At 63.4% G+C, this 15977-nt stretch carries 15 protein-coding genes, 1 other RNA gene and 1 pseudogene; 6 read left to right on the top strand and 11 right to left on the bottom strand.

Translation table 11 applies throughout. The features are described 5' to 3' along the window. Positions 1 to 10 precede the first annotated feature (10 nt). The 5 genes from ACR9ZN_RS29210 to ACR9ZN_RS29190 all read right to left on the bottom strand — a co-directional run bounded on the left by ACR9ZN_RS29210 (position 11) and on the right by ACR9ZN_RS29190 (position 5260). Entirely contained in the window at positions 11 to 1117 is a 1107-nt protein-coding gene (locus tag ACR9ZN_RS29210; protein WP_454812847.1) for a tetratricopeptide repeat protein, read from the bottom strand. Continuing rightward, positions 1114 to 1764, bottom strand: a complete 651-nt coding sequence (locus tag ACR9ZN_RS29205) for a thiamine phosphate synthase (RefSeq protein WP_481273833.1) — start codon at positions 1762 to 1764, stop codon at positions 1114 to 1116. The genes ACR9ZN_RS29210 and ACR9ZN_RS29205 overlap by 4 nt, the downstream gene beginning before the upstream one ends. A gap of 129 nt (positions 1765 to 1893) precedes the next feature. After that, entirely contained in the window at positions 1894 to 2958 is a 1065-nt protein-coding gene (fba, locus tag ACR9ZN_RS29200; protein ID WP_441771255.1) for a class II fructose-bisphosphate aldolase, read from the bottom strand. A gap of 47 nt (positions 2959 to 3005) precedes the next feature. Further along, positions 3006 to 4196, bottom strand: a complete 1191-nt coding sequence (locus ACR9ZN_RS29195; RefSeq protein ID WP_481273832.1) for a phosphoglycerate kinase — start codon at positions 4194 to 4196, stop codon at positions 3006 to 3008. Positions 4197 to 4363: 167 nt separating this feature from the next. Next, positions 4364 to 5260, bottom strand: a complete 897-nt coding sequence (locus ACR9ZN_RS29190; RefSeq protein ID WP_454812844.1) for a LysR family transcriptional regulator — start codon at positions 5258 to 5260, stop codon at positions 4364 to 4366. Between the two features lie 96 nt (positions 5261 to 5356). Between ACR9ZN_RS29190 and ACR9ZN_RS29185 the strand changes: the two genes are divergently transcribed. Next, the gene (locus ACR9ZN_RS29185; protein WP_481273830.1) at positions 5357 to 6232 is read left to right on the top strand and encodes an NmrA/HSCARG family protein; all 876 of its coding nucleotides are present in this window, start codon (positions 5357 to 5359) and stop codon (positions 6230 to 6232) included. 170 nt (positions 6233 to 6402) lie between these two features. On the opposite strand, the gene ACR9ZN_RS29180 is transcribed toward ACR9ZN_RS29185, so the two are convergent. Beyond that, positions 6403 to 6759 carry an SPW repeat protein gene (locus ACR9ZN_RS29180; protein WP_481273829.1) on the bottom strand — a complete coding sequence of 119 codons (357 nt, stop codon included), beginning with the start codon at positions 6757 to 6759 and terminating at the stop codon, positions 6403 to 6405. 113 nt (positions 6760 to 6872) lie between these two features. On the opposite strand from ACR9ZN_RS29180, the gene ACR9ZN_RS29175 reads away from it, so the two are divergent. Further along, positions 6873 to 7601: a TetR/AcrR family transcriptional regulator gene (locus ACR9ZN_RS29175; protein ID WP_481273828.1), complete on the top strand. Its 729-nt coding sequence runs from the start codon at positions 6873 to 6875 to the stop codon at positions 7599 to 7601. A 246-nt stretch (positions 7602 to 7847) separates the two neighbouring features. Here the strand turns inward: ACR9ZN_RS29175 and ACR9ZN_RS29170 are convergent, their stop codons facing one another. The 5 genes and pseudogenes from ACR9ZN_RS29170 to tkt form a co-directional block, all read right to left on the bottom strand. After that, a complete protein-coding gene (locus ACR9ZN_RS29170) occupies positions 7848 to 8564 on the bottom strand; it encodes a DUF3142 domain-containing protein (RefSeq protein WP_481273826.1) in 717 nt (238 codons plus the stop codon). A gap of 2 nt (positions 8565 to 8566) precedes the next feature. Next, positions 8567 to 9304 carry a hypothetical protein gene (locus ACR9ZN_RS29165; protein ID WP_481274429.1) on the bottom strand — a complete coding sequence of 246 codons (738 nt, stop codon included), beginning with the start codon at positions 9302 to 9304 and terminating at the stop codon, positions 8567 to 8569. A 41-nt stretch (positions 9305 to 9345) separates the two neighbouring features. After that, positions 9346 to 10683 (bottom strand): annotated as a pseudogene (locus tag ACR9ZN_RS29160) (PA5441 family protein); the annotation flags it as partial. 171 nt (positions 10684 to 10854) lie between these two features. Next, positions 10855 to 11865 carry a type I glyceraldehyde-3-phosphate dehydrogenase gene (gene gap, locus ACR9ZN_RS29155; protein WP_434955164.1) on the bottom strand — a complete coding sequence of 337 codons (1011 nt, stop codon included), beginning with the start codon at positions 11863 to 11865 and terminating at the stop codon, positions 10855 to 10857. Between the two features lie 137 nt (positions 11866 to 12002). Then, positions 12003 to 13991, bottom strand: a complete 1989-nt coding sequence (gene tkt, locus ACR9ZN_RS29150; protein ID WP_434955163.1) for a transketolase — start codon at positions 13989 to 13991, stop codon at positions 12003 to 12005. A 265-nt stretch (positions 13992 to 14256) separates the two neighbouring features. Here tkt and ACR9ZN_RS29145 point away from each other — a divergent pair, with 265 nt between their 5' ends. The 4 genes from ACR9ZN_RS29145 to ACR9ZN_RS29130 all read left to right on the top strand — a co-directional run bounded on the left by ACR9ZN_RS29145 (position 14257) and on the right by ACR9ZN_RS29130 (position 15770). After that, positions 14257 to 14538, top strand: coding sequence for a DUF4164 domain-containing protein (locus ACR9ZN_RS29145; RefSeq protein WP_434955162.1), 282 nt, complete (start codon positions 14257 to 14259; stop codon positions 14536 to 14538). 1 nt (position 14539) lies between these two features. After that, complete coding sequence (locus ACR9ZN_RS29140; protein WP_434955161.1) at positions 14540 to 14905, top strand: cell division protein ZapA; 366 nt, start codon at positions 14540 to 14542, stop codon at positions 14903 to 14905. 106 nt (positions 14906 to 15011) lie between these two features. Continuing rightward, positions 15012 to 15169, top strand: a non-coding RNA gene (gene ssrS / locus ACR9ZN_RS29135) — 6S RNA. A gap of 22 nt (positions 15170 to 15191) precedes the next feature. After that, on the top strand, positions 15192 to 15770 hold the full coding sequence (locus ACR9ZN_RS29130; protein WP_434955160.1) for a 5-formyltetrahydrofolate cyclo-ligase: 579 nt from the start codon (positions 15192 to 15194) through the stop codon (positions 15768 to 15770). The last annotated feature ends 207 nt before the right edge of the window (positions 15771 to 15977 follow it).

Here is a 15977-nt window from a genome sequence, read left to right as displayed (position 1 = left end):
TCGGTTGGCATTACATGCCGTAGTAGCGGGCGCCTTGAATGGCCGCCGCCCGCACCTCCGGCGTTTGTCGGGCGACATATTCGTCGAGCTGCTTGTCGTCGAGCCCCGCCGCCTTGGCGAGCAGATGCCACATGCAGGCCAGCACCGGATTGGGCGCCAGGCCAATGCCGGCCGCATACATCCGCGCCAGGCGATTGCGGGCGATCGGCGAGCCGCGCCGGGCCGCGCGCTCGAACCAGTCGGCCGCCATCTCCTGGTCGCGCGGCACGCCCTCCCCGTTGAAGAGGGCGATGCCATATTCCACCATGCCGTCGATATTGCTGGCATTGGCCGAGGCCAGGAAGAACTCGGTCGCCTTTTTCTTGTCGGCCGGCACGCCCTTGCCGTCCTTGGTCAGCACGCCGAGCGAATAGAGGGCATCGCCATTATTGGCGAGAGCCGCCTGGCTGAAGCGCTTATAGGCGGTGGCGTAGTCGGGCGGACCGTTGGTGGTACGCAGGGCGATGATGCCGAGATTATAGGCCGCCTCGGGCACGCCCAGTTCGGCGGCGCGGTTGAGCAGCAGCATGCCGCCCGGCTCGTCCTTGGGCACGTTCTTGCCCAGGAGCTTTGTCATGCCATAGGCGAACATGGCGTTGCGATCGCCGCGCTCGGCCGCCTCGGAATACCATTGCGCTGCCTTCACAGGATCGGGCGGCACGCCCAGGCCATTGGCATAGAGCTGGGCGATCAGGGTCATCGCCGCAGGATCCTTGTCGGCCACCACGCGCTTGGTGGCTTCCTCCAGCGCCCTGAGATAGTAGCCGCGCTGGAAAGCGCCATAGGCAAGATCCGGCGGCGGCCCGCCCGGCACGGCGGGGGCTGCCGCCTCCGCGGGCTTGGCGGCATCGGATGGCGGCGCGGCCTCGCCAGGCGCGTTCTCCGCGGGCTTGGCGGCTTCCGATGCGGGTTGAGCAGCCGTGGCCGGCGCACCTGCCTCTGCCGGCTTGCCCGCCTCGCCGCCATTGGCTTCGGCCGGCTGTGCGGCGTCGGCAGGGGGCGAGGGTTCCGCGCGGCCCGGCAACGAGGCGAGAAGGACCGGCAGCGCGAGCGCGGCCGCAACAGCGATGCGCTTCATGCGAGACTTCCTCTCTGCTTCAGCAGCCGGTCCGCCAGCGCAACCGCTTCGGCGGGCCCCTGCTCGTGATTCCAGACGGCATTGCCGAGCGCCACGAAATCGGCACCGGCATCGGCGAACAGCGGCACCGCCGCCAGATCCGGCGCGAAGGCGACGCAAGGCACCTCGAAGAGCTCCGCCCACCAGGCGGTGCGCTCCACAACGCCCTCCAGCGGCGGCAGGCGGCCATCGCGCGCCGGCTCCCCGAACATGACATAGTCGACGCCGCTTTCGGCCACGGTCATGGCCTCGTCACGCGTGCGGATGCCGCCCGCTCCGACGATGCGCTCAGGCTTGAAGCTGTCGAGCGCGTCGGTCAGGCCCTTGCGGCCGTCATTGAGATGCACGCCATCGGCACCCGCCCGCGCCACCACCGCGCTCCAGCCGCTGACGAGCAGCGCCGCGCCCGCGCCTTGCACCACCGGCGCGATCTCCTTGATCAGCTTCTTGGCGCCGTTGTCGTCGCCGGCCACCGGGGTGAACAGCACGCAGGCAATGTCGCCGGCCGACAACGCGGCCCGCAGGGCCGGCAGGAAGGCGGCGACATCGTCGAGGGCGGGGGTGACCAGATAGATCTGGACGGGAGGGCGGGATGGAACTTCAGCCATGGAGGGAATCCCGGGCGTCCTTCTTCTTGCTACGGCATCGGGGCCGATCCCGGGATCGGCTCCGATACTGTACGATTTCGTTGTCGTCTCGCTCAAGCCGAGAGGCGCGAGGCGGTTTTCCGGAACCGCTCAAGCGAATTTCGGCTCGAATTTGCCGGCCTTGTAGCTCTTGGCCATCTCGTGAAGCGGAATGACCTTGATCTTGGCCGCCTGGCCCGCGGTGCCGAATTCCTCATAGCGCTGCTTGCACAGCTTGATCATCGCATCCTGGGCCGGCTTGAGATATTTGCGCGGATCAAATTCGCCCGGATTTTCGGCAAAGATACGGCGGATCTGGCCGGTGATGGCCATGCGGCAATCGGTATCGATATTGACCTTGCGCACGCCGTATTTGATGCCGAGCTGGATCTCCTCCACCGGCACGCCCCAGGTCTGCGGCATCTCGCCGCCATATTTGTTGATGATGTCCTGGAGCTCCTGCGGCACCGAGGAAGAACCATGCATGACCAGATGCATGTCGGGCATGCGCTGGTTGATCTCCTTGATGACGTTCATCGCCAGGATGGCGCCATCGGGCTTGCGGGAGAATTTATAGGCGCCATGCGAGGTGCCCATGGCGATGGCGAGCGCATCGACCTTGGTGTCCTTGACGAACTTCACCGCCTCGTCGGGATTGGTGAGGAGCTGGTCATGCGAAAGCTCGCCTTCGGCGCCGTGGCCGTCCTCGGCCTCGCCCGTGCCGCTTTCGAGGCTGCCGAGCACGCCGAGTTCTCCTTCCACCGAGGCACCGACCCAATGGGCCATGTCGACGACGCGGCGCGTGATGCCGGCATTATAGCCATAGTCGGCCGGCGTCTTGCCGTCCTCCTTGAGCGAGCCGTCCATCATCACCGAGGTGAAGCCGGCCTGGATGGCAGTAAGGCAGGTCGCTTCGTTGTTGCCATGGTCCTGGTGCACGCAGACCGGAAGGTCCGGATAGATCTCGACTGCCGCATCCATCATCTTGGTCAGCATGATGTCGTTGGCATATTGGCGCGCACCGCGAGAGGCCTGCATGATCACCGGCGAGCCGGTGGCCTTGGCCGCCTCCATGATGGCGATCACCTGCTCCATATTGTTGATGTTGAAGGCGGGGACGCCATAGCCATGCTCGGCGGCGTGGTCGAGCAACTGGCGAAGGGTGATGCGTGCCATGAGAAGTCTCCGAAATTTGCCGAGGCGCGAGCGATTGGCCGGACGCGTCAGGCGCGCAGGATCTCCACGCCCGGCAACGGCTTGCCTTCCAGCCATTCGAGGAAGGCGCCGCCGGCGGTGGAGACATAGGAGAACTGTTCGGCGACCTTGGCATGGTTGAGCGCCGCCACCGTGTCGCCACCGCCCGCGACCGACAGCAGCTTGCCGGCCTTGGTGCGCGCGGCGACATGCTTGGCCGCCGCCACCGTGCCGTGGTCGAAGGGGTGCAGTTCGAAAGCGCCCAGCGGGCCGTTCCACACCAGCGTCTCCGCCTCGTCGATGGCACCCTTGATGCGCTCCACCGATTGCGGCCCGACATCGAGGATCATGCCGTCATGCGGGATCGAATCGAGGCCATAGGCGTGGTTCGGCGCATCGGCAGCGAAATGATAGGCCACGATGGCATCCACCGGCAGGATGATGGCGCAGTTGACCTTCTCCGCCTTGGCGAGGATGGCGCGGGCGGTATCGGCGAGGTCGCGCTCGGCCAGCGATTTGCCGACGCCGACGCCCTGGGCGTGCAGGAAGGTGTTGGCCATGCCGCCACCGATGATCAGCGCGTCGACCTTGCTGACGAGATTGCCGAGCAGCTCGAGCTTGGTCGAGACCTTGGCACCGCCGACCACGGCGACGACAGGGCGCTTGGGCTGCTCAAGCGCGCGCGACAGCGCCTCGATCTCGGCCTGCATGGTGCGTCCGGCATAGGCTGGCAGGAGGTGGCCGAGGCCTTCAGTCGAGGCATGGGCGCGGTGGGCGGCCGAGAAGGCGTCGTTCACCCAGATGTCGCCATTGGCGGCCAGCGCCTTGACGAAGTCAGGATCGTTCTTCTCTTCGCCGGGATGGAAACGCGTGTTCTCCAGGCAGAGAATGTCGCCCGGCTGCAGGGCGGCGACCGCCTTGGCCGCAACCTCGCCGATGCAATCCTCGGCAAAGGCGACGGGACGCTTGGCGATTTCGGCGAGCTTGGCGGCGACAGGCTTCAGGCTCTCCTTGGGATCCACACCCTTGGGCCGGCCGAAATGGGCGAGCAGGATGACCCTTGCCCTGGCGCGCGCCAGCTCCAGGATGGTGGGGATCACACGCTCGATGCGGGTGGCATCACCGACGACGCCATTCTCCATCGGGACGTTCAGGTCGACGCGTACCAGAACGCGCTTGTTTTCCACATTGACGTCGTCGAGGGTGCGAAAAGCGCTCATGCCTGTCCTGTCCATCTGTTTTCGGCAAGGTGCCTAGCATACCGCGCCCGCCTCGCAAAATCACCGGCGAGCAATAGAGCAAGCTGCCGGATCGATAAAGCGCTCAAGACGACGGAAGGACCTAAATTGCGTCAAAAGATTGCTCGGCGCGCGGTCGTCTTCAGCGCTCATCGGAACAATTGCGTATCGAGCTTTCGCACCGCCAGCTCGATGAAAGCCTTGATCAGAGGCGATAGATGCCGGCTGCTGGGATAGACGACATAGAGGCCACCGGCTGACATGGTATGATTTTCGAGAATACGCCGCAGCCTCCCGTCTTGCAGGGCAGACTCTGCGAACTGGTAGGGCAATTGGGCGATGCCATAGCCGGCAATCGCCGCCGATAGCGCCGAATGCATGTCGTTGACGGCGAAACGGCCTGAAACCGTCACCGTTTCCTGGCCCCCTGGCCCCTCCAGTACCCATGGCGCGCCGTCCACCGATGGGCCGACGATCACGCAGGCATGCCGGGCGAGATCCGCTGTGGCCTGCGGGGTTCCGAACTGCGCAAGATAATTCGGGCCGGCACACAAGATTCTATGCGTGACGCCGAGCTTGCGCGCGATCAAAGTGGAATCCGGGAGGATACCGGTCCGGAAGGCCAGATCGATCCCATGCTCGATCAGATTGAGCCGGTCATCGGTCAGGATCAATTCAGCCTTGGTCTTGGGATAGGCGGCAAGGAAATCGAACACGGCACTGTTGAGCAGATGGTCGGCAAATCCGGCAGGCGCGGAAATGCGGATCGTACCCGAAGGTTCCGTTCTTGCTTCCGCAAGGCGCAGATTTGCCTCTTCGATCAGCCTCAGCGCCACGCTGCTGCGTTCGTAATAGAGGCGTCCGGCCTCCGTCATGGCGAGGCTCCGCGTCGTGCGCTGCAGCAGGCGCGCACCGACGGCCTGTTCGAGCGCAGCAATGCGGCGACTCACTGTGGTCTTGGGCGCACGGAGCAGCCGTGCGGCTCCGGTGAAACTGCCGGCCTCGACCACCCGGGCAAAAACCAGAATGTCGTTGAGATCAAGCATTATATCCAAACTTGGAACAATGTTTTCCAATAATAGCCCATTACGGTTCGATGTGGCAGCGCTAAATTTGCTTCATCACAAGCAAGGAGCGGTGAAATGACCACCAAACGGACTGTATTGGTTACCGGTGCCACGGGTCAGCAGGGAGGTGCAGTCGCCCGCGACCTGCTTTCCAGGGGGCATCACGTCAAGGCATTGAGCCGCAGACCCGACAGTGCCGGTGCGCAGGCCCTGGCAGCGGTGGGCGCACAGATCGTGCCTGGTGACCTCGACGACACGGCCTCTATCGTCAAGGCAGCCAGCGACGTCGACACGATGTTCTTGATGGGAACCATGCTGGCTGGCGGAACTGACGGAGAAACCCGCCAGGGCATCGCCGCCGCCGACGCGGCCAAGGCAGCCGGTATCGGGCACTTGATCTACTCATCCGTCGCCGACGCCGACAAGGCTACCGGCATTCCGCATTTCGACAGCAAATATCTGGTCGAACAGCATATTGCTGGGCTCGGCGTGCCCTATACGATCAGCGCGCCGGTCTTCTTCATGGAAAACAGCGTGGCCCCCTGGTCGATCGACAGCCTGCGCCAGGGTGTGTACGCCCTCGCTGTCCCGGCCAAGCGCGCCTTGCAGCAGGTGGCGCTGGCAGACATCGGCGCGTTCAATGCCGCCCTGGTGGAGCGTCGCGAAAAGGTCTTCGGCAAACGCTTCGACTATGCAGGGGACGAGCTCTCCGGCGAGGAGCTGGTGAGAATTCTCTCGCGGGCAACCAACCGTCCGATCCGTTACCAGGAAGTGCCGGCCGCCGCGATCCGCCAGCAGAGCGAGGATACCGCCATCATGTTCGAGTGGTTCGATCGGGTCGGCTACGACGTCGATGTCGCCGGCCTGCACAAGGATTTCCCCGAGGTGAACTGGCACAATTTCGCCGACTGGGCAGGCAGCTTCGACTGGCGCATCCTGGATCCGCAATAAACAAGCGGGCCATTGCCGCCGACAATCATGTGCAAAACGGCGTCCAGGATCATCCGGGGCGCCGTTTCCGTCGGAGAAATACGCGCAAGTTGCGAAATCCGGCTGGCGAACGGCCATCCGGCCAGCAAAGCCTCCTCCATGGAGGAGGCGGACGAGCAGCCTGTTCTGCTTCAACTCGTCTTGGCATGGCGAAAACGCCACTCCGCCGCCGGGGAAATCACGATTACCAGCCCGCCTACGAGCCAATGGGAGTGTTCGGCCGCTGCGTCGGAGGCAAAGCGCAGCGCCCATGGCGCCACGATGAGCCAAACACCCAGTCCTAGTGTCACCCACTCCTCCCATTGCCTGGCCTCGCTCAAAGCCGCCAATGCCAGATAGGCAAGCAGGAAAGCCATCAGCCAGGCATGCCATGTCGGCACTTCCATCGCCCTGAATCCGGCGAGCCAGGGCGCACTGAACAGGCCGAGCGCCACCAGCAGCAACAGCCAGTCCTGTGCTCGTTTTCCTGAAAAAAGAGTCGAAATCATCGTCGTCTCCACAGTTGCCGCAAACGTGTTTGGGCATGGAAAATTATATCGTATTGCGATATAATTTTCCAACGCGAAGCCTATCGCTCGCGAGGCTGTGAAGGGACTTAACCGTGGCTGCCGATCCCAACCCCGACGTATCCTCCCCGTTCATGCCTATGAAGGGCAGCGACGATACGATCGCATGCGCCCGACAGGTGCTACGCGTCGCTCGAAGAAAGTTCTTCACCAAGCCCTATGACGCCGTGAGCATGGAGGAGATCGCCACGCGCGCCGGCCTATCCGAGGCCAAGGCGTTGGGCCTGTTTGCCAGCAAGGAAGAGCTGTTCGCATCGCTCGTCGTGCAGGAAATGGCCGCCGCCGCGGTCGAGATCTGGTGCAGCACGTTCGGATCGACCGACATGGAAGCGGTCTTGCTGCAAGTGGCGCGCAATTATGTCGGCTTGTTCGGTTCCAACCGGGCCACGGAGATCTATCGCTCGCTGATCTGCGTGTCGGCGCGCTTTCCCCATCTCGGCCGCATCATTTACGAACATGGTGCAAGGGTGCTGCTCGAAAGACTGTCCGCCTACATCACCGCCCGCAGTGCGGAAGGACACTTGGCCGTCCCCGATCCCGATCTCGCCGCCCAGCAATTCCTGAGCCTGGTCCACGGCAATCTGCATCTGCGCGAGGTACTCGCCGCCCGGCGAGTCAGCGATAGGGAGATCGACCGGGTGATCGAAAGCGGCGTCCGCCTCTTTCTGGCCGGCTACCGGGGCGATCACTGCGATGCAGCACAGACCACCCAGCCCGGACGCCGTGCAAGGGAGGCGGGGACACGCGGCTCGGCAAAGCATTGACCGAGAGAGTACCGCGCGTGATGCATGCCAAGACGGCCACCTCATCTGCGGCGCCGACGGCCTCCAGATCAGCACTAAGGCATTGTCCGGTAATAACTGAAGCGCCACCTTTGTCATGCCCGTGCTTGACCCGGGCATCCAGGGGCTCTTCTTCGACGTCCGGAAGGAGGAACTGGATTGCCGGGACAAGCCGGCAATGACAAGGTCGAGCCAATTGGACTCGTTTGTTGACGGACGAATCCTAAGTCAGCGCTGCCTGGGATTCTGCAGGAACACGACATAGCCGCGAAACCAGGGATTGCCGGCAAGGCCAGGCGGCTCCTGCCAGTCGCCGGCCTGCACGAGGCCGATGCGGAAAGGCATCCGGAGCCGGCCCAGACCCGAAAGATAGGTGGCATAGCCGGGGATCGTGTTGCGGCCCTGATAGGTCTGGATGATCACCTCGTCCACGACGCCGCCAAGCGCTTCGAGCCCCCTGGGATCAGCATTGCTGCTCCAATCCATCAGGCCGGTAATGCCGAGCCTGTACTCCGCCGGCAATTGGCGGCGCAGGCCCGAGAGGAAGGAGGCGTAGCTCTTCAGATGGCGCGTACGGGCATCGAAATCGATCTGCAGGCCGATGACACGATTGCCTGCCGCTTGCCAGCGCCCGAGCTGAGCGAGAACCTGATCGTAGATCTGCGGCGGCCATGCCAGGGTCTCGACGCGCACCACCAGCCATAGCGGCGTGTCGGGAAGGCGGGGAACGGCGCTTCGTCGCGACAGGAGGCGAACCGGTTCCCGGGCACCGACCTCCGAGCCGAGGAGATAGAGTTCGCGAGCCCGCGCGAGCTCCGGCTGCGTCTTTACCCCCGCCCAGAGCCAGAAACTGTGATAGCGCCCGATGTCGACGGTTGCCTCCGCCGCGACGCCGCCGGAGGCAACCGCCAGGAAAACGGCGAGGACACACGCCGAGCGCAGCATGTCTACCAATAATATTCCAGAGACTGCGCCCAGCGTGATTGCGAGTAATCGCGTTTCAGCTTCCGGAACCAGGCCTTTCGCTGCGCAACGGGCACGACATTATCGTCGCAACTATTCTTGCTCGTCGGCGCGAAACACCAGATGGCGCGATAGAGGGAATAGGCCTTCTGATCGGATGTCGCGCCCGCTGCACCGATGATGGAGCGATAGGCTTCGAGCCGCGAAAATTTCCTGCCCGGGAAAAGGACTCCGTTGCCGCCGAGTTCATCCTTCGCCGGCAGCGTGTCCAGGAAAGCCTGATCGAGGCCGTTGAGACGGATGAACTCCCCCAGACACAAGCGTGCCCCGATGTGGCGCGGATTGGCGGACAGCGTTGCAACGCTGCTCTTGAGATCGGGGCAAACGAAATCCGATGCCGTTTCCGGCTTGATGAATACATTCGAGGATGGCGTGCCGTCGCCTTCGGCGCCACTGGCATCCGCCTCAGGCTTGGCATCGGTAGGCACCAGCGCCAAATCCCCCGGAAAGGCCTTGTAGGCACCGCGGGTAAGATCGCGATAAAGCAGCGTGTAGAGGGCTGTCGCCCGCTCGGCCGGTGAGGCGGCGGCATCGCCTGCCTGGCGGCGCAGCAATTGGAGACCGGCGCTGTAGCGCAGCAAGGTCTGCCGAATGGTCTGGTTGCGCACCGGCGAGGCTGGCTCGAAGCTGCGTTCGGGCTTGCCTGCCCGCTCGTCATGCATGGACAGGGCCAGTTCGACGACGACGCGTTGGCTGGTTGGGCTCGCCCCCCGATGAGATCGAGCCAAAAGCCGCGGGCGTTACGGTCCTTCACCGAGTCCAGCGCCAGCCCGCGCAGCACCTGCCGGCTGAATTTGAGATTGCTGTAGCTTTTCTGTTGTGCCCGATCCGGCAGCAAGCCCAGAACGGCACGCGGCTGGCGAGCGACATGGAACTGATAGGAGGCGACGAGATAGTCGAACAGGTCCGTCTTGCCTGCGAAGAATTCGCGTTGCCCGTTCAGCTCCTCCAAGGTCAGGGCCTTGCTGCAGCACGCTTCACCACTGAGAGAGCCGCCCTTGCGCATGCGAACCAGGTCAAGGGTTGCTAGCAACACGGGCGAGCGCACCTGTTCCGCCCCCAAAAGGGGCAACAGCTTGCTATCCAGTTCTTGAGCGAGATCGGCATCGGAAATGCCGCGCTCGCTCGCCTTCTGCTCCACGAGGCGCTCATATTCGGCGAGCAACTTGGCATTGGCGCCGCTCATCCAATAGACCCGGCGCAACAGGCCGCGCGCGGAGGTGGCGTATCGCCCGTTCGGATAGGCCGTCAGATAGTCCAGCAGGCCCGTTTCCGCCTCGGTCGCCTTGCCGGTATCGCGCTGCGGGACTTCCCTCAGATTGCCATATTCGTCAAAGGCGCCGGCCTGCAGATGGTTCACCTCCACGCGCCCCAGAAGATAGCGTCCGCTCTCCCGCAGCCAGGGCTGGGTCGAACGGCTCAGGGCAACAAAATGCCGGGCGGCCGCGTCGAAATCACCGGCATAGAAGGCTGCCGCTCCCGACAGATAGGCGGCAAAGTCCTTGGCCAGGGGCGACTGGGCATGCTCGGCGGCCGCGGAAACGGCCTCTCGTCCCGCCCCGGCTCCGCTGCAATCGGGCCGCAGGCCCTGCCGGGCGGCGATCAACTCATCCCTTTCAGCGGATGTGACGCCCTGCTCTGCCCTGAGAGCCGTCACGAAATCGGCTGTACCCGCATCGTTGCTGCGGCAGCGCGAGCCCTCGCCCGCGGCATAGAGCCCGTTGCCGCCCGTCGAGGGTGGTGGGTAGAGCGCGCTACGGAAGGTGGCCCAATCGCTCGGCTCAGCCAGCACCTTGCTTGCCTCCTCCTCATCCGACCGGACCGGCGCGGGCTGCGCATCGTCTTGGCCGGCGAGCAGGAGCAGCAGATTGGCACGCGTGTCGTTGCCGGGTTGCAGCACGGCGAGATTGCTGCAGGTGTTCGATCCCGTGCCCGCGATCTTCCAACTCGGCTTACAGTCACCATCGGAACTGGCCCGAGCCGCCATGGGGCTCAAAACGGCGAAGATCAGAACGACCAACCAGACGCCTCGCCGAGCCATATGGCTTCACTCCCCTTCGCGCCGCCCATTGCGGCGCCACTCAATCACAGCCACCCGTCCCGGGACAAGCAAACGATGCCTGGCGCCGGCAAACTCGGATGTGGAGGCTACACAAAAGAAAAGGCGCCGCAGTTACCCGCGGCACCTTGCTCACTTCACTGAAAAAGGCGCTCAGATCAGGCTGGCGAAATGCACCGCCGTGTCGGCCATGCGGTTCGAGAAGCCCCACTCATTGTCGTACCAGGTCAGGATACGCACGAACTTCTCGTCGATGACCTTGGTCTGGTCGAGCGCGAAGATCGAGGAAGCCGGGTTGTGGTTGAAGTCCCGGCTCACCAGCGGCTCGTCGGTATAGGCCAGCACGCCCTTGAGCGGACCGCGCTTGGAAGCCTTGATGATAGCCTCGTTGATCTTCTCGACGCTGGTCTTCTTCTTGGTGTTGAACTTGAGATCGACCACCGAGACGTTGGGCGTGGGTACGCGGATGGAGGTGCCGTCGAGTCGGCCCTTCAACTCAGGCATCACCAGGCCGACGGCCTTGGCGGCGCCGGTCGAGGTCGGGATCATCGACAGCGCCGCCGCGCGGGCGCGGTAGAGATCCTTGTGCATCTGGTCCAGCGAGGGCTGGTCGTTGGTGTAGGAGTGGATCGTGGTCATGAAGCCGCGCTCGATACCGAAGGCATCATGCAGCACCTTGGCCACGGGCGTCAGGCAGTTGGTGGTGCAGGAGGCGTTGGAAATGACCAGGTGGTCCTTGGTCAGGTCCTGGTGATTGACGCCATAGACCACGGTGAGATCGGCGCCATCGCTGGGGGCCGAGACGATCACGCGCTTGGCGCCGGCCTTGAGATGGGCGGCCGCCTTGTCACGCGCGGTGAAGATGCCGGTGCACTCCATCGCGATGTCGATGTTCAGCTCCTTGTGGGGAAGCTGGGCCGGATCCTTGATGGCGGTGACCTTGATCTTCTTGCCCTGCACGACGATGGAGTCGCCCTCGACCTTCACCTCGGCGGGGAAGATGCCGTGGATCGAATCGTAGCGCAGCAGATGGGCGTTGGTCTCCACCGGCCCGAGATCGTTGATGGCCACGACCTCGATATCCTTGCGCTTGCCCTCGACGATTGCGCGCAGGATGTTCCGGCCGATGCGGCCAAAGCCGTTGATGGCGACACGAACTGTCATCCGATATTTCCTTTCTCTGCCTTCAGCTAGAGCATTTTACAGAAAAGCCGACAGGCTTTTCGATTAAGAAAATGCGTCAAAACAAAGAGTTAGAGCAAAGCACACTTGCGTGCGCCCTGCTCGTTTACAGCTCATGCTCAGCCATTGTGGCGGCGCAAGGCGGTTTCGGCCACGGCTTCCGCCGTGATGCCAAAATGGTTGTAGAGGTCCTTGATCGGGCCGGAGGCGCCGAAGCCGGTCATGCCGACGAAGCCGCCATCAGCACCGATCACCGCATCCCAGCCGAAGCGGACGGCGGCTTCCACCGCGACCTTCACCGGAGCGTCGCCGATGATCTTGGCCTTGACCTCTTGCGACTGCCCGATGAGCAGTTCCAGCGAAGGCACCGAGACCACACGGGTCGGCACGCCGCGCTGGTTGAGGATGGCGCGGGCATTCATGGCGATCTCGACCTCGGAACCCGAAGCGAACAGCGTCACCGCGGCCTTCTCGCCGCCGGTGCCGGCCAGTTCATAGCCGCCCTGGGCGCACAGATTGGCCGAGGTGGCTTCTCGCAGCAGCGGCAGATTCTGGCGGGTCAGCGCCAAAATGGTCGGCCCGTTGGTGCGCTCCAGCGCGAGCTGCCAGCATTCCGCCGTCTCGATCGCGTCGCAGGGACGGAACACGCGCATGTTCGGCATCGCGCGGCAAGCCGCCAGATGCTCGACCGGCTGGTGGGTCGGACCGTCCTCGCCGAGGCCGATCGAGTCATGGGTCATGACATAGACAGGAGCGGTTCCCATCAGCGCCGCAAGGCGGATGGCGGGGCGGGCATAGTCGGTGAAGACGAAGAAGGTGCCGCCGGCCGGAACGAAGCCGCCATGCAGATAGATGCCGTTCATCGCGGCAGCCATGCCATGCTCGCGAATGCCCCAATGGATGTAGCGGCCCTTGAAGTCCTTCGGGGTGATCTCCACCAGGCCCTTGGCCTTGGTGTTGTTGGAGGGCGTCAGGTCGGCCGAGCCCAGCACCAGTTCCGGCATGACCTCGACAATGACGTTGAGGGCAGCCTCGGAGGATTTGCGGGTCGCCATCGCGGTGGGATTGGCGGCGAGCGCCTTCTTGTGGGCGAGGATGGCCTTGCCGAGCTTGGCGGGACGCACATGATCCATGCGGCGCGTGAACTCGGCCTGCTTGCGCTCGGACAAAGTGGCGAAACGCTCTTCCCAGGCCTGGCGGGCACCAACGCCGCGAGAACCCGCCTCGCGCCAGGCCTTGAGCACGTCGGCGGGCACCTCGAAGGGCGCGCCGGTGATGCCGAGATTCTCCTTGGAGAGCTTGGCTTCTTCCGGCCCGAGCGGCTCGCCATGGGCCTTGGAGGTGCCGGCACGATGGGGCGAACCGAAGCCGATCGTGGTCTTGCAGGCGATCAGCGTCGGCTTGCTCGACTTCTGCGCAGCCTCGATGGCGGCGGCGATGGCATCCTGGTCATGGCCGTCGACATTCACCGCGCGCCAGCCAGCGGACTGGAAGCGCTTGATCTGGTCAACCGAGTCCGAAAGGGTCAGCGGGCCGTCGATGGAGATGCCATTGTGATCCCACATCACGATCATCTTGTTGAGCTTGTAGTGACCAGCAAGAGCGATCGCTTCCTGGCTGACGCCCTCCATCAGGTCGCCGTCGGAGGCGATGACATAGGTATAGTGATCGACAACCTTCTTGCCGAACTGGGCAGCGAGCATCTTCTCCGCGAAGGCAAAGCCGACGGCGGTCGCGATGCCCTGCCCGAGCGGGCCGGTGGTGGTTTCAATGCCGACGGTGTGGAAATTCTCAGGATGGCCGGGGGTCTTGTGGCCGAGTTGGCGGAAATGCTTGAGTTCCTCGACCGTCATGCCTGGGACGCCGGTCAGATAGAGCAGCGAATAAAGTAACATAGAGCCATGGCCCGCCGACAGGATGAAGCGGTCGCGGTCGGCCCAATGGGGATTGGCGGCATCGAACTTCAGGAAACGCGTGAACAGCACGGTGGCGACATCAGCCATGCCCATCGGCATGCCGGGATGACCGGATTTGGCTGCCTCAACCCCATCGATCGCCAAGCCACGAATGGCATTGGCTAGGCGGTTCTGCATTTCGGTGAGTGCCATGGAGTGTTTCCTGATGATTTCAGCCGGAATTTGGCAAAAAAGGGCGGTGGGTTCTTAGCACCTCATCCCCGACTGTCAATGATCCCCGGGCTTGTGCCTGAAATTCACGCAACCGGCGGTGGGGTGATCGAAAGCCGGTCGTATCACCAGGGGAAGGCTGGCGGCTTTCACTTGGCCCTTGGGCGAAACCGCGATACTTTGATATTTAAGCAAAAACGCGGAGCGGCCCTGTCATGATTCGACGAAATGCCGCTATAGGGAAAGAGTGAGTAAGCCCTTGTCTGTGGATGCAGCCTTGCAACGATTGAATATGGCCCTGGTTCAGCTCGAAGAGGCCGCCGAGCATCGCGCGGAACTCGACCGGACCATCGGCGGACATCGCATCGAAGTGCAGGCCCTCTCGGAAGATCGCAATCGCCTCGCCTTGGAACTCGATGCGAGCTATGCACGCTTCACGGCGATGGAAACCGCCAATCGCGACGTATCGCGACGCCTCGACCAGGCGATGGATTCCATCCGTCACGTGCTTGAGCCGCAGGACAGCTAGCATGGCGCATGTATCCGTCACCATTGCGGGCCGCGCCTATCGTATGGCGTGCGACGAGGGCCAGGAAGAGCATCTCCTCGGCCTCGGCCGCCAGCTCGATGCCAAGATCGATGCCCTGCGTTCGTCATTCGGCGAAATCGGGGATATGCGTCTCGCCGTGATGGCCGGCATCATGGTCGCGGACGAGCTGGCTGAGATGCAGCGGCGGGCGGCCGGATTGCAGCATGATCTCGACGAATTGCGCCAGACCCGCGACAATGCGCTGCAGCGCGAGCAGCAGACCCAGATGCGGGTGACCCAGGCCCTGACCGATGCCGCCGTCCGGGTCGAGAAGCTGATCGATTCTCTGTCGAAGACAGGCGTATAGGGCATCTGAATTTTCCGGGAGAGCAGGCATCTCAGGAAGCCAGCGCTCCCAGCAATATTTTCATCGACCTCTGGCGCTCGCACCGTCTCGCCCTTATTATCTGAATGCGGTGCTGCCTGGTTCGTCAGGACAACTGTATCCCCGGGGCCATACGACTCCCAAGGGAGCTGTCACTGTTCTTGCTCGAGGGCTCGGACATTACGGCGCCCACCTACATCAGTAGGCACCCGGGATCGAAACGTCCAACGGCCGAGGTGGCCCGCTCCCTCCTCTTTCCAAACGTGTAATGGCCTCTACCGATCACAAGACCCAGTTGCGCCACAAAGCAATGGCGGCACGTGCAGAGATCCGCGGTCATCAGCGCCAGTCAGCGACGGCCAGAGCCGCTCATCACGCCTTCAGCCGCCTGAAATACACCAGCGGTATCGTCGGTCTCTACCAGGCCTTTCGCGACGAGATTCATCCCGGCGAAATCGCCGAGCGCCTGCACCATACGGGCCGCAAGCTGGCCTTGCCGACCACACCGAAATATGGCCACCCCCTCACCTTCCGTGCCTGGGCACCGGGCGATCCGCTGGTGGTGGGACGCCACAACATCCCCGAGCCCTCGCCCGAGGCGGAGGAAGTGCATCCTCAGGTGCTTCTGGTGCCACCCGTCGCCTTCGACCGGCGCGGCTACCGCATCGGCTATGGCGCGGGTTTCTACGATCGCACCATTCCGCAATTGCGGGCGATGCATCCTGTCTTCACCCTCGGCTACGCGTTCGCCTGCCAGGAAGTCGCGGTCCTCCCGGCCGAGCACCATGACGTGCCGCTCGATGCCATCGCCACCGAAAACGAAATCATCACAGTGACGGGGCGTTAGGGCCTGCCCTCAGCTATGGTTTGGAATTTGATGAGATCAAAAATGGTTGGATGGGAGGAGCGAGCGCTGCCAAGACTTCTGTCTTTGCAAGCGAAGCGACGCTGCAGACGACCATTTTTCACCTCACCGCCTTCGGCGGCGGGGCGCTTTTGGCCGATGAGCACGTCATTCCAGCCACAGGCAAAGCCTGTGGCGGACGTAGCAAGC

It is taken from the genome of Labrys sp. HAY1-8F, assembly GCF_056754975.1.
This window is presented reverse-complemented; position numbering and strand designations above follow the sequence as displayed.

Coding starts and splice junctions, on each gene's coding strand:
- ACR9ZN_RS29170 (WP_481273826.1), bottom strand. CDS start 8,564: ATGCTGCGCTCGGCGTGTGTCCTCGCCGTTTTCCTGGCGGTTGCCTCC.
- ACR9ZN_RS29195 (WP_481273832.1), bottom strand. CDS start 4,196: ATGAGCGCTTTTCGCACCCTCGACGACGTCAATGTGGAAAACAAGCGC.
- ACR9ZN_RS29130 (WP_434955160.1), top strand. CDS start 15,192: ATGGCCTCTACCGATCACAAGACCCAGTTGCGCCACAAAGCAATGGCG.
- tkt (WP_434955163.1), bottom strand. CDS start 13,991: ATGGCACTCACCGAAATGCAGAACCGCCTAGCCAATGCCATTCGTGGC.
- ACR9ZN_RS29140 (WP_434955161.1), top strand. CDS start 14,540: ATGGCGCATGTATCCGTCACCATTGCGGGCCGCGCCTATCGTATGGCG.
- ACR9ZN_RS29205 (WP_481273833.1), bottom strand. CDS start 1,764: ATGGCTGAAGTTCCATCCCGCCCTCCCGTCCAGATCTATCTGGTCACC.
- ACR9ZN_RS29190 (WP_454812844.1), bottom strand. CDS start 5,260: ATGCTTGATCTCAACGACATTCTGGTTTTTGCCCGGGTGGTCGAGGCC.
- gap (WP_434955164.1), bottom strand. CDS start 11,865: ATGACAGTTCGTGTCGCCATCAACGGCTTTGGCCGCATCGGCCGGAAC.
- ACR9ZN_RS29180 (WP_481273829.1), bottom strand. CDS start 6,759: ATGATTTCGACTCTTTTTTCAGGAAAACGAGCACAGGACTGGCTGTTG.
- ACR9ZN_RS29185 (WP_481273830.1), top strand. CDS start 5,357: ATGACCACCAAACGGACTGTATTGGTTACCGGTGCCACGGGTCAGCAG.
- ACR9ZN_RS29210 (WP_454812847.1), bottom strand. CDS start 1,117: ATGAAGCGCATCGCTGTTGCGGCCGCGCTCGCGCTGCCGGTCCTTCTC.
- ACR9ZN_RS29165 (WP_481274429.1), bottom strand. CDS start 9,304: ATGCATGACGAGCGGGCAGGCAAGCCCGAACGCAGCTTCGAGCCAGCC.
- fba (WP_441771255.1), bottom strand. CDS start 2,958: ATGGCACGCATCACCCTTCGCCAGTTGCTCGACCACGCCGCCGAGCAT.